Annotated in this window: 9 protein-coding genes; 2 read left to right on the forward strand and 7 right to left on the reverse strand. The window is 53.0% G+C overall.

Annotated elements, in window-relative coordinates:
* The first annotated feature begins 71 nt into the window (after positions 1-71).
* Both Q0336_RS01945 and Q0336_RS01950 read left to right on the forward strand, forming a co-directional pair.
* Positions 72-638, forward strand: coding sequence for a sulfatase-like hydrolase/transferase (locus Q0336_RS01945; protein WP_298524992.1), 567 nt, complete (start codon positions 72-74; stop codon positions 636-638).
* A gap of 446 nt (positions 639-1,084) precedes the next feature.
* Positions 1,085-1,900: a purine nucleoside phosphorylase I, inosine and guanosine-specific gene (locus tag Q0336_RS01950; protein ID WP_298524995.1), complete on the forward strand. Its 816-nt coding sequence runs from the start codon at positions 1,085-1,087 to the stop codon at positions 1,898-1,900.
* Between the two features lie 101 nt (positions 1,901-2,001).
* On the opposite strand, the gene Q0336_RS01955 is transcribed toward Q0336_RS01950, so the two are convergent.
* The 7 genes from Q0336_RS01955 to Q0336_RS01985 all read right to left on the reverse strand — a co-directional run bounded on the left by Q0336_RS01955 (position 2,002) and on the right by Q0336_RS01985 (position 11,922).
* On the reverse strand, positions 2,002-2,169 hold the full coding sequence (locus Q0336_RS01955) for a hypothetical protein (RefSeq protein ID WP_298524999.1): 168 nt from the start codon (positions 2,167-2,169) through the stop codon (positions 2,002-2,004).
* A gap of 99 nt (positions 2,170-2,268) precedes the next feature.
* Positions 2,269-3,636, reverse strand: coding sequence for a hypothetical protein (locus Q0336_RS01960; protein WP_298525002.1), 1,368 nt, complete (start codon positions 3,634-3,636; stop codon positions 2,269-2,271).
* 513 nt (positions 3,637-4,149) lie between these two features.
* Positions 4,150-6,426 carry a TonB-dependent receptor gene (locus tag Q0336_RS01965; RefSeq protein ID WP_298525005.1) on the reverse strand — a complete coding sequence of 759 codons (2,277 nt, stop codon included), beginning with the start codon at positions 6,424-6,426 and terminating at the stop codon, positions 4,150-4,152.
* A gap of 121 nt (positions 6,427-6,547) precedes the next feature.
* Positions 6,548-7,843 carry a restriction endonuclease gene (locus Q0336_RS01970; RefSeq protein ID WP_298525008.1) on the reverse strand — a complete coding sequence of 432 codons (1,296 nt, stop codon included), beginning with the start codon at positions 7,841-7,843 and terminating at the stop codon, positions 6,548-6,550.
* The gene (locus Q0336_RS01975) at positions 7,840-8,283 is read right to left on the reverse strand and encodes a hypothetical protein (protein ID WP_298525010.1); all 444 of its coding nucleotides are present in this window, start codon (positions 8,281-8,283) and stop codon (positions 7,840-7,842) included. Before Q0336_RS01975 ends, Q0336_RS01970 begins: the two co-directional genes overlap by 4 nt.
* Positions 8,284-8,288: 5 nt before the next feature.
* On the reverse strand, positions 8,289-9,467 hold the full coding sequence (locus Q0336_RS01980) for an AAA family ATPase (RefSeq protein WP_298525012.1): 1,179 nt from the start codon (positions 9,465-9,467) through the stop codon (positions 8,289-8,291).
* A gap of 136 nt (positions 9,468-9,603) precedes the next feature.
* Positions 9,604-11,922 carry a UvrD-helicase domain-containing protein gene (locus Q0336_RS01985; protein WP_298525014.1) on the reverse strand — a complete coding sequence of 773 codons (2,319 nt, stop codon included), beginning with the start codon at positions 11,920-11,922 and terminating at the stop codon, positions 9,604-9,606.
* Positions 11,923-12,247: the final 325 nt, after the last annotated feature.

Raw genomic sequence — 12,247 nt, forward strand, 5'->3', positions numbered from 1 at the left:
TTCCCTTCCCCTCGTTTGGTTCTTGCTATATTGCTATGCTCGGGTGGCGCTAGTATCAGCCATGTTCAGCAATGATATATCAAGGACTATACTACCACCATCATCCCGAGGCACTGAATTACCTCCCTTTTTATCCCCCTAAGAATACGAAGACCGCTACCATCCTCGGTAGCGGTCTTCGTATTATCGGAGGGATGCTTCCTAGCCTATCGAGATACTTTATAGCTAGCCCCCTCACTTCTTCTGCTAGCCTCCCTGAACGGAAGGGCGAGATCATCGAGCGCTATCGTGAGGAGAATGCCCACATCATCTATGTCTCCGACCACGGCGATGCCCTCTTCGACGAAGACTACCCCGAACTGATGGGGCATGCTCTGGTGCCGAAGGCGGTAGAGATCCCGCTCTTCGTCTACTTCTCGCCACAGCTTCGCAAGGAGCGTCCCGATCTCTGGCGCCAGATCAGCCGTCAGCGGGATAAGCGTATCCTGTCGGATCTCCTTACTCATGCCATGGTTGACCTCCTTGGCATCCATACCGAATACACCCAACCTCGCTTCAACTTCTTTGCGCCTACCTACGACGACCGCCGTCAGCGTATCGTCATCGCCCCTACTTCGAATAAGAAGATGGTGATGTAGGTGTCCCCGTATTCATCTGTGCTGATCAGATGGTGAGATCTCCTCTCCACTACAGCCCTTAGGTTAGCATCCAAATGAACCCTATTGTGGGTCGCAAGTGAACCCTACCGTGGGTCGGTGAGGCGACCTACAGTAGGTTTTTCGGACGACCCACCATAGGTCGTTTTATCAACCCTCCCTACAGCATGTTTAGCTCGCACTTGGTGTGTCACTTGAGTGGAGCGTAGAGTCCCCTTTTGGTGCAGGTGTTGTCGATGTGCCATTGTCGTGGCTAATCCACTTGATTTATCGAACCATCTGATGGCATCCCAGCAGAGCCATTTGGATCTGTGCTGTGGTAGTTTAGTGATGGCTCCTTCCCTTCCCCTTCCTTGATTATTGCTATATTTGCTATGCTCTTGTGGCATCAAGTATTAGCAGTATTCAGCAACGATATATCAAGAACTATGCTCGACCAACATTATCACGAGGCAGCGAACTATCTCGCTTCTCGCCTCCCTAAGGACACGAAGACCGCTATCATCCTCGGTAGCGGACTCGGTAACCTCGGTGAAATGCTTCACCAGCCTACCGTCATCCCTTATAGCCAGATCCCTCACTTCCCACACTCTACAGCCATCGGGCATAAGGGGAACCTCATCGCAGGGACGCTCTCGGGTGTGCCTGTGCTGTGTATGCAGGGGCGCTTCCACTACTACGAAGGCTATCCTATGGAGCAGGTGACCTTCCCCGTGCGTGTCATGAAGCTCCTCGGTATCGAGAACCTGCTTGTCTCCAACGCTGCTGGGGGGATCAACCAGACCTTCCGTGTTGGTGACCTCATGATCATCCGTGACCATATCAACAACCTTCCCAATCCACTCATCGGGCCTAACATGGAGATGTTTGGTCCTCGTTTCCCTGATATGACTCGCCCCTATGACCGTGAATTTATCACCAAGGCTAAGGCGATCGCCCAGGAGCTAGGCATCCATGTACACGAAGGGGTTTACGTTGGTCTTACAGGTCCTTCATATGAGACTCCTGCGGAGTACAACTATTGGGCACGCTCGGGCGGTGATGCCATCGGTATGAGCACCGTACCCGAAGTGATCGTCGCTCGTCACGCTGGGATCCGTGTCTTCGGGATGTCGGTGATCACCAACGAGGGATGGCACTTCGATGACGACTTCGTCAATGATGGCGATGATGTGATCCGTGCTGCCAACGCAGCCTCCGATCGTATGGGCCGCATCTTCAGCGAGCTCGTCCGCCAGCTGTAAGCACCTTCTTTTATTGATTAGAAACAAAGAAGCCCCGCACTCTCACTAGCGAGAGTGCGGGGCTTCTATTTGAGAGCCTATCAAGGTGCTACTTAGGTACCCTAAAAATCATTGTCCCAATTGCCGATAGTCCCCCAGTCATCGTCCCACTCGGGGTCCACGATGTTCCCATCAATCGAGAAGTTGATAAGTAGGTGCATCGATTCTGGTAAGGTAAAGGGCTTTGCCTCGGGAGTTTGATAAGGCTCCTTGTATAGCTTTGTCATCATAACTGTTGTGTTGCTAAAGGTTAGGACAGAGAGATACCCATGAGAGTTCTGCTGTTCTTGTTCGCTGAGTATAGAACTTATAGCTTCCTTGAGGATAGCTTATTGGTACACTACTTCCTCAGGCTGGATAGGAAGGGTCGGGTAATAGACCTTTCCCTCCATCTTCTTTGTCGAGTTCTTTGACTTCCGAATGAAGGATCCGTGTCCTAATATCTGAAGCCGTACAGATGGTTCCCCTGGCTCTGGCACTGTCATGGATTCGTCCGATGCGTTGTAGAAGGGAGATTCGATAGGATCATAGGCGATCGTCCCGAAGTCCGAAGGGGTAGGGAAGTACAAGGCTACTACACGATCACCTACGCTTGGGTAGAGAGCGGGCGAAGGCTTAGAGGACACAGGCACTTCGATAACCAAGGGCTTGCCTGGAGCTTCAAGAGCCTCCAGAAAGCGATACTTCTTTGCATTCCCCTCGGTGTATTCATCTCTCCCTGCAAAGTGCTCTAGATCGTAGGTGAAGAACCATCCACCATTGCCTGGTACACGTGGGAAGCTAAAGATTAAACCCTTACGAATCTGCAGCATCGTCTTATGTACGAGTGAGAGATCTGAAGTGAATACTAGCTTCACCTGGAGTGGTGGACGCTCGACTCGTTCCAGTTCTGTTGCCTGAAGAGATGGAGATGTGGAGCGGCTCGCGTTTCCTGGGTTAGCTGGTGCATCTGGCTTAAGGGCATACTTAGGGAAGCTGTTGTGGAACTGAAGGATCATCAGGTAGCCTTGGAGCTTGAGCTTGATGCTCTCCTTGTCTTTGAAGATAACATCTCGGTGTTTAGTCTCTTCATCCGTACGCACCTCGAGCTTATTCTCTTCGCTCTTCAGCATAACGAAGTCTGCAGGTAGCTGAGCTCCATTCTGCCAGACGAAGGAATAGGCACCCTTGTTATCAAAGGGTGTATTTTGCCCGTTGGAACCAATGATTATAGAGGCGTAGACATCCTTGAGATTACTCGATAGCATAGCCTTGAGTTCCTCTGCTTCGGGACCTGTGTAGCGATCAAAGAGTCCATCGTAGCTCACCGTTTTCCCATCCTCAGAGACCTTCATGTCGATCCAGAAAGAGACTCCTTTGTTTGTCCCCTTGTCATACACCTTGAGAAAGCCTTTGATAGTCCCCTTTTCATCTCCCATCGCTCGAAGGTTGATGAATTGTCTCGTAGCTACTTCATGGGTGTTGATCGTCGTTGAGATCCCCCTGGCTTGCTGAGTCTCATCCAATCCTCCTACCACTTCTTCGAAGGGAGCGACCTCTGCGGTGAAGTGGAAGCGAATAGTACCTTCATAGACGCTATCGCTACTAGAGTAGGAAGACTCAGCATTCAGTTGTGGTGGTGTTTGTACGAGGGGAGCCTCTTTTGTGCATGAGTAGAGTAAGCCTACAGATGCAAGTAAAATAAAGAGTTTGTTCATACTAAATGCGTTGTTAGGTGAAAAATAAAGATCCTATTTCCCCAACCTAAAGGGATGATCTTTTCTATTTAGTACTAAGCGATGATCGAAGGACAAGCCTGAGATCTTGCCTAGCTTGATACAAGCTAGGTCGCTCCAGAGCATTTGTAGTCTGTCTGTAATCGTATGTCGGGGAGCCTCCGTAGGGTATGAGGCGTGTCTTATTGCGTATAGCAAAGATAATATAATAAGTGTTAATTCATGGCTTTCTTGAAGTTTCATCTAAGCTTAAGCCTATCTATTTTATAGGTGTTGTGCTTGTCGTATAGGCGTACTAATCTCAATCTTAAGGCCTTGCTCCGATATGGGAGGCTGGCTTGATGTTATATGATATTCGGAAATAGCTTAGGCGTTACCTTTCACCTTCATCCTCTTACTACACTTCACCTATTGTCTTGGTAGGTATATATGCGTAAAGCCCGCCACGGATCTTGTCCGTGGCGGGCTTCGCTTCTTGGGGGAGAGGATCTCGGCTTAGAGGGCGAGTGAAGTGGTGAACTGCAGGTTGCGTCCTTCGGCGGGGATGTACTGCGTGCTGTTGATGGTAGCACGGTGGTAGACTGCGTCGAAGAGGTTGTTGACATTCAGCTGCAGGCGCAGTGCCTTCGTGACATTGAGGCTAGCTACAGCGTGGAAGATGGTGTAGCCAGGTACCTTGAAGATGTTCGTCTCGTCGGAGTAGAAGGATCCGCTGTGCTCTGTGCCAAAGCCAAGGCGGAAGGCTTCACCCTTGCGACCGAGACCGAGGTTATAGAAGGCCCATGCAGAGAGCTTATCTAGAGGAACACGCTTGAGACGGTTGCCAGCGGAGACATTCTTGATGAACTTCGACGAAGTGTATTCAGCGATGCGGGCATCGGTGTGAGAGTAGCCGAGGGAGAAGTCGAAGGCTGTAGAAGGAGCGTAGTTCAGCTCGAGCTCGACACCCTTGCTTACGGACTTCCCGATAGGACCACCGATCTTACGTCCGTCGGGGACAGTACCGAGGTTGGTACGCACCATATTGTTCAGCGTGATGTGGTAGGCTGCTGCACTCAGTGAGAGCTCAGTACCGAGATCGAGGTGCAAGCCCACTTCCCACTGTCGTCCCGTGAGCGGCTTGAAGCTACGGAGCTCAGAGTCGCTCATCTCAGAGCCATCTGGGTGCATGTAGACTACCTCGGGCGATAGCGTGATGCGCTGGGGCTTGAAGAAAGAGGAGACGGAGCTATATATGTTGAAGTGCTTCGTGAAGTTGTACACCGCACCGAGACGATAAGTGAAGGCTGTGTTCGTCTGACGCTGGTCGAGCGTGCGATCCAGGAGCTTGAAGTCGTCGGTGTTGTAGATGCCGAAGTCACGGCTGAAGAAGTCAAGACGGACTCCCGCCAGCAGGTTCAGCTTCTCCCAAGTCATGAAGTCTTGTACAGAGAGGCTATTGACTAGGTCATTGAAGATCTGCATGCGCTTGTACTTCATGTAGATAGGACCTTGATCGAGGACGGGATCCTTGAGCATGACGATCGAACCTACGCCTGCGCCGGTGTAGGCAGCACGGTCAGAGCGACGGAGGTTGAGGTAAGAGAAGTTGTAAGCTGCGAGTAGGGCATGCTTGGTGTTGCCCCAGCGAGCACGCCCCGTGAGCTCTAGCTGGTTCTGAGCCGTGAGCGTACCATAGGCGAAGCCGAAGCCATCACGCTGCACTCGGTCGATGAGTACAGGTACCTTCTTGTTGCCGTCGAGGTAGTAGTGCTTAGCGCCTACTGCCTTGTCGCCAGTGAGGTAGTTGAGTCCGTCGGTCGAGTAGTAGTTCAAGCTGTCATAAGCAAAGAACGCATGCTCGGAGAGACGCCAGCGATCGTTGATAGCGTAGCTGTATTTCCCGTGGAGCTTAATCGTCTTGTTCGTGAGGAACTCATTGGGGTCGGTATAAGCTCGTGAAGCGGGCTCACTGCTGGGGAAATCCCCTTGGCGGTAAGCGAGCTTGTCGGTAGCTGCATCATAGACATCCCACTTTAGGTGGGGCTGACCATAGTCGCCACGGAAGAAGTCGTTACTAGCGATTAGGGCGAAGCTCAGACGATGCTTGGGAGCTAGAGCGATATCGATCGCTGCATGGGCATTGGCTGTCTTGGTGTAGTTGCCACGCCAGCCGTCGCTGGTCGAATATTCTACGTCTGCTCGGGCGTTGGCCTTAGAGGAGAGAGCACCCGTACCTCCAGCGGTGATGCGGTGTGTCGCCCAGGAGCCTACGGTGTAGCTAGCATCGAAGGCCTTCTTGGCTTTAGGTTGCTTGTTGATGATATTGATGACACCTCCCAGAGCGGAGTGACCGACGCTCATGGAAGCGGCACCCTTGAGTACCTCGATGTGTGATACAGCTGCCATCCCCGTCAAGGGTGCAGACTGCCAAAGAGCATGGCGCTCGTCACGCATCCCATCGGAGAGTACAACAGACTCATAGAAGCCACGGAGGAAGAACATGTGGAAGCCCCCGTAGTCCTTGAAGGCATGAACACCTGGGAGTGTCTGCATAGCCTGAGCGGGATCGGAGTAGCCGAGCAGGCGGATCTTCTCCAGAGGTAGAATGTTGGTGGTGAGGGGGATCTCCCGACGAGGTGCGGGGATCTTAACGACAGTGTTGGGAGCGGTGATACGTGCTCCACGGACTACGACCTCCTGGATATTCTGCACACTATCAAGTGCACTAGGCTCTTGAGCCGCTAGGACACAAGGCATAGCCAGAAGAGCCAGCATTGTAAGCTTTCTCATAAAAGTAAATCAGGTTGGTTAATGATGCCGGGAGGGGAGCATCCCTCTCAGCCAAGAGGTGACATAAGCAGATGCACCACCTTTTACATAATAGCACAAAGGTAGCATATTTGTGCAAAGTCTATCGTCTTTCTCCGTGGTCCTCCTCTAGGATAGGCAGGGGGACGGCGAAGCGGTAGAAGCCCCAAGCTGTCTCCTCTTCCTCTAGTAGAAGCTTTTCGATCGCCTTGCCGAGGAAGGGGTTCTCAGCCTTGCCCAGCTCTGGATAGATCACGAGGCAAGGGATGGGCTGACTAGGGCACTCCCCGAAGAGCTCACGGTCACGAGCGTAGCCCGAGAGCTGTCTGATGATGTAGGAGTTGATCTTACCTCCTCCGTTGAAGCGAGGTATGTACTTGGCATCCATGACTAGCATCGGGTCTTGGCAGATGAAGTCTGGACGCCCGGTATACCCCTCCGCTTGGTACTTGACCTTGTCCCCATAGGCCTCTCGAAGTAAGCCTAGGACATAGTGCTCGAAGAGCAGGGACATGTCCAGCCAGAAGACGGGGCACGCCTCCTCCTTACTCTCTATATTCGTCAGGCTATAGTCATAGCGACGGAGGATGATCTGCGCTAGTCGTATCGCCTCGGAATAGGTACGGAAGAGCTTCTGGTACTTGAAGTGCTTGAGTTCACTCACCTCGATCTCGTCGCCGACGTGAGCGAAGGCCGAGAGACACTGGTGCAGAGCGTGCTCCAGCGAAGCTCGGCTTGCTCCCAGGGGAAGGGTAGAGAGGATCTGTCGGGAGAAGATCAGAGCCTTCTTTAGCAGACGATTCTCTGGGATGTCTACAGAGTACTCTTGGTAGCAACAGTAGACTTTGTCGGGGTGCTTGCGCAGGACGTTCGTGCGCTCGTGGTGAAGGATAGCGATATGCCCCTTGACCTTCTTGAGGTTCTCCTCCCGCTGTACATAGTCTTTCTTGAGCCCAGCTCGGAGCACTTCCCTCACGACAGAGAGGAAGTGCACGATGATGAGTGGACTCAGTACACTCTGTAGCTCGGGAGCCTTGATAGGAGGCTGGTTTAGGTCTATCTCATAGATCTTCGAGAACGCTTCTGCCTCGATGCCCGACCGCAGGCAACTACTGAAGAGCCTTAGGAAGTCAATCTGGTCACAACCCTCTTTGGGGGTGATGACGAGCGACTCTTGCTCGTCAAGCCACTGCGCACCGATGACATAGGAGGCATAGTAGCCAGACGACTCATTCTCCAGCTCTGCCTCCTCTTCGTCTCTAGGGGTGGAGCTCTCCTGCCACCAGCGGAAGAACCAGCGGTCTAACCCTGACTCTGGATTCAGAGGCATCCCCTCCTTCCATTTAGGATGGCGGAAGGGGATGCCTGCTAGTCGCTGATGCTCTTGGTAGCGCATCATTCCTTATCCGCTTCAGGATCTTTGCTTACCTCTGCCTGCTTAGGGCCACGGCATTTGCCTTGCTCCCAAGCGGAGAAGTACTCCCCGTCACCTTCTTTCGCCTGTAGGATACCATCCTTGATATACTCACGGAGGAGCGGGATGACCTCGTAGCGCATCTTCCTCTGTAGTTCGGGGAGATCCTTAGCGATGAAGTAGCTGTGTCCCACCTTCAGGTCCTCTAGGTCGAAGTCGCCTGCTTGATGAGTGGCGATGAAGGAAGTCTTATCGTCTGTCCCCGTGCCATTGATCTCGTCGAAGAGAGCTAAGGCCTTGGCTTGTACGCCCTTGTCCTGGATACTCCCCTCTACGACCTCTCTGCTCGCCTCAAGCGTGATGAAGGCGAAGCGCCGACGTACAGCATAGTCGATTGCCCCTGTAGAGCGGTCGGTCGTATTCATAGTGCCTATGATGTAGAGACTACTCGGGACGGAGAAGCTTTCCTTAGAGTAGGGGAGGGTGACCTTAATGGGGTGCGCTCCACCCCCGTACGTTTGTCAGCTTCGAGGAGCGTAATCAGCTCCCCAAAGATCCGTGATATATTCCCTCGGTTGATCTCGTCGATGATTAAGATGTGGGGCTTGCTAGAAGTCACCTCATCCATTTGGTATTCCTCCTTGACAGCCTCAATGAAGGCTCGTGCATAGGCAGGCCAGTTATTCTCCATCCTTTCTCCCAGAGCCTGTGCCTTGACCTTATCGATATTAAGAGGCGAGGGAGAATACTGCTCCGTATTGTGGCTAATTGCTCTGACGCTTCGGGTGCTTATTGTTTTGTTCCCTTCTTCCCACCAGACAAAGAGTTTTGATTTACCAGTGATAGTTGGGATCTCCCGTCGGTTCTCATAGCCTCGTATCTTCTGCAAGTAGTCATCGATACAAGTGATGATATCTTTCCCTTCCACAGTGTGAGCCCGTTCACATATCTGTTTGAAGATACCCGCTTCGACCTTGTAGGTGACATGCCCATCTTGTACTTCTGGCTTTAGACCTTCGACGAAGTCTTCGTAGTCCATGGACTGGTGGAAGGTGCAGAAGGCTATTTGTCCTTTCTTCCGCAGGTGCTCGTATTCCTCCATCACTTTTGCATGGTCTCCCAGCTCTGTGAACGAGGAATTACAGAGGCGTACCGCAAGGGAAGCCGTCGTATACGTCTTGCCTGTCCCAGGGGCACCCTGCAGGATGATGTTCTTCTTGTCCTTGAGGAGCTGAACCTGCTGATCTAGTGTGTCTGTGATTTTTGCCTGCTTGGTCATGCGTGTGTATAGTTGGTGAATATATGACCATTGTGGTTTCATAGGATCAGGCCTACAACTCTTAAGAGTGCCTTGTGAGAATACCTGGGGGCCAGGTTGATCTTCCTCTGGTATGAATCCTAAGATCTCTACGTTTCGGTAGTTAATGTTATGATACTTCTCTTCTAGCTTCTCGCTCGTATAGTTTGGCCCAGTAATCTTGCATAACGCCAAGGCTCTATTACCCTCTCGGACAAGTATTATTGATCCTTCAGGAATCCTTTTGAACTCTTCACATTGTCTGTTTGTCCATTCTCCCGTCCCGATAACAGGCTGTGCTTCTTGGAGCATGGGCATTGAATCAATCCGAGCTCCGTTTTTACCATCGGACAAGTGCATCTGTATGTGCCAATAGGTCTGATTGTCACTGCTCATATAACTTGTTTTTAGTTAGTTGAACTAGCTTTGCTCTAGGCTGACTGCAGGGCTAGAGCACCTCGAGCTGGGCGAAGCGAAGAAGGAGCTTCTTCGTCTCGCCGGTGTCGAAGCGGACAGAGGCCTTGGCATTGTCGCCCGTGCCTTCGAGCTCTAGGATCGCCCCAGGGCCAAAACGCTTGTGAAGGACTCGGCCCCCGACGTGAAGCGCTCCGAGTGACGTGTGTTTCTCTTCGGGCTCTTCCCCGAGTTCTCTGCGCTCGATGAAGACCCGACGGCTGGGGGGAGCCTTGGGCGAGAAGACGGGGGCAGAAGAGAAATCCGAGGGCAGTTCGCTCCCGTAGCTCCGTGGCGAAGCTGAAGGTCTTCCTCCGAGGGTAGCCCCAGCGCCAAGCTCGGAGTCAAAGGTAACTAGGTGCTTGGGGAGCTCTCGGACGAAGCGACTGGGTCGCCCGTATTCTGTCCGCCCGTTGCGGAAGCGCTCCCGAGCATAGCCTATATGGCACGTCTTCTCGGCACGAGTAAGCGCTACATAGAAGAGCCTACGCTCCTCCTCTAGCTCCTTCCCTATGTTGCTCATCATCGAGGGGAAGAGGTCTTCCTCCAGACCTACGATGAAGACGTGAGCGAATTCCAACCCCTTCGAGGCATGGACGGTCATTAGTGTCACGCAGTCCTCATCATCGGTCGCACCATCCTGATCAGTCATGAGGGCAATCTCGCTGAGGTAGGAGGCGAGGGAAGGTATTTGGTCTGCTTCGAGGGAGGCACGAATATATTCGTCGATCCCGCCGAGGAGCTCCTTGATGTTCTCTACTCTGCCTTTGCCCTCGGCAGTCGTGTCGGACTGTAGGTCAGCGAGGATGCCCGTCTGTCGGATGATCCGCTCTGCTACGGCATAGAGGTCGCTCTCGGTGCGGCTGTAGTCACGGAGCTCGTCTAGGAGGGCGGCGAAGGTCTGTAGGCGTGTGGCTGTGGACTTATTGACGGCGACTTCGTAGCCTAGAGGGTCACGGAGTACTCGCATGAGGGAAGTTGCTTGGTGGCGAGAAGCCTCACGTACTCGCTGGACGGTCGTATCTCCGATGCTTCGCTTGGGGTAATTGATGATGCGAAGCAAAGCCTCTTCGTCCTGCTCATTAACCATCAAGCGGAAGTAGGCGACGACATCCATGATCTCCTTGTGATCGAAGAACGAGCGTCCCCCGTAGATGCGGAAGGGGAGACCGACCCGACGGAAGACCTGCTCGAGGATACGACTCTGCGCATTTGTTCGGTAGAGTACAGCTATGGAGCTGTAGCTAGCACCCGCTCGGTGGAGGCGCTGGATCTCCTCGCTTGCCCAGAGCGCTTCGAGATCGCCCGTGAGCGCTTCGTGTACTCGGATCGGATCACCGACGGCCTCTTCGGAGAAGACCTCCTTGGGGATCTGATACTCATTGTGAGCAATGATCCCGCCAGCAGCCTTGACGATGGTCTGGGTAGAGCGGTAGTTGCGCTCGAGCTTGAAGGTGCGGGCGGTGGGGAAGGTCTTCGTGAAGCTCAGCATATTGTCTAGGTTCGCCCCACGGAAGGAATAGATGCTCTGAGCATCATCGCCCACGACGAAGATCGCTCCCTTGTCCTGCATGAGCTGTCGGGCGATCATATATTGGGCGAAGTTCGTGTCTTGATACTCGTCGATGAGGAGGTAGTCTATACGCTCCTGCCAGAGACTAAGGACATCGGGATGCTGGCGGAAGAGGATGTTGGTCTGCAGCAGTAGGTCGTCGAAGTCCATGGCATTAGCCTGTCTCAGTTCGGCTTCGTATCGCTGGTAGATCTCGGCGATCTTCGGCAGGCCGCTCTTCGCATCATACTTGATGAAGTCGGAGTAGGAGGCATAGGACGAGGCGGTGATCAGGCGGTTCTTCGCCGAGGAGATACGGCTATGGATGGCATTGGGCTTGTAGACCTTATCATCGAGGCCAAGGTACTTGATGATCGCCTTGATACGGCTACGGCTATCTGACGTGTTGTAGATGGAGAAGTCGGGGGTATAGCCTAGGAGCGTAGCGTGCTGACGCAGGATGCCGAGGAAGACCGAGTGGAAGGTACCCATACGCAGCTCTCGTGCTCGGGAACCGATATGCTGGCTGATGCGGTGGCGCATCTCTCGGGCAGCCTTATTGGTGAAGGTCAGTGCCATGAGCCCCCGAGGATGATAGCCAGAGTCGATGAGGTAGAGGATTTTGTAGACGAGTACACGGGTCTTGCCACTGCCAGCCCCAGCGATGACTAGAGCAGGACCATCGTTGTAGACGACGGCAGCACGCTGAGCTTCGTTGAGCTCACTGAGATAGGGGAAGTCAAGGGATTCGCTTTCGCTCATCGGGGATATCATCAAGGGAGTATAAGGGGAGAGAATTGGAGAAATAAGTGGAACAAAGATACCGAATTTGGAGGAGGGGCAGGGCTTGTTCTCGGAGTGGAACTTGCCCGAGACTGCGAGGAAGGGAGTAGGGGAGACTAACTAGTGGGACTACTGCTGCCTCTCGAGAGGCACTACTGTAGCGTCTTGGGAGGTAGCAGTAGCGCCTCTTGGGGACTTAGCCTTCTTCCTCGATGCTGGGGATGCTCCTTGAGGGAGCTTAGAGCTACTTCGGCGGGAGTGGATGCTCTAGGTGTAGTAAAAGAGCAGTTTTCTTCGTAACTTT

It is taken from the genome of uncultured Porphyromonas sp. (genome assembly GCF_938039215.1).
Lineage (GTDB): Bacteria > Bacteroidota > Bacteroidia > Bacteroidales > Porphyromonadaceae > Porphyromonas.

What these genes read in the sequence shown, in the direction of transcription:
- Q0336_RS01955 (WP_298524999.1), bottom strand. Translation starts at nt 2,169, where the DNA reads ATGATGACAAAGCTATACAAGGAGCCTTATCAAACTCCCGAGGCAAAG.
- Q0336_RS01960 (WP_298525002.1), bottom strand. Translation starts at nt 3,636, where the DNA reads ATGAACAAACTCTTTATTTTACTTGCATCTGTAGGCTTACTCTACTCA.
- Q0336_RS01945 (WP_298524992.1), top strand. Translation starts at nt 72, where the DNA reads ATGATATATCAAGGACTATACTACCACCATCATCCCGAGGCACTGAAT.
- Q0336_RS01970 (WP_298525008.1), bottom strand. Translation starts at nt 7,843, where the DNA reads ATGATGCGCTACCAAGAGCATCAGCGACTAGCAGGCATCCCCTTCCGC.
- Q0336_RS01950 (WP_298524995.1), top strand. Translation starts at nt 1,085, where the DNA reads ATGCTCGACCAACATTATCACGAGGCAGCGAACTATCTCGCTTCTCGC.
- Q0336_RS01965 (WP_298525005.1), bottom strand. Translation starts at nt 6,426, where the DNA reads ATGAGAAAGCTTACAATGCTGGCTCTTCTGGCTATGCCTTGTGTCCTA.
- Q0336_RS01975 (WP_298525010.1), bottom strand. Translation starts at nt 8,283, where the DNA reads ATGAATACGACCGACCGCTCTACAGGGGCAATCGACTATGCTGTACGT.
- Q0336_RS01985 (WP_298525014.1), bottom strand. Translation starts at nt 11,922, where the DNA reads ATGAGCGAAAGCGAATCCCTTGACTTCCCCTATCTCAGTGAGCTCAAC.
- Q0336_RS01980 (WP_298525012.1), bottom strand. Translation starts at nt 9,467, where the DNA reads ATGCTCCAAGAAGCACAGCCTGTTATCGGGACGGGAGAATGGACAAAC.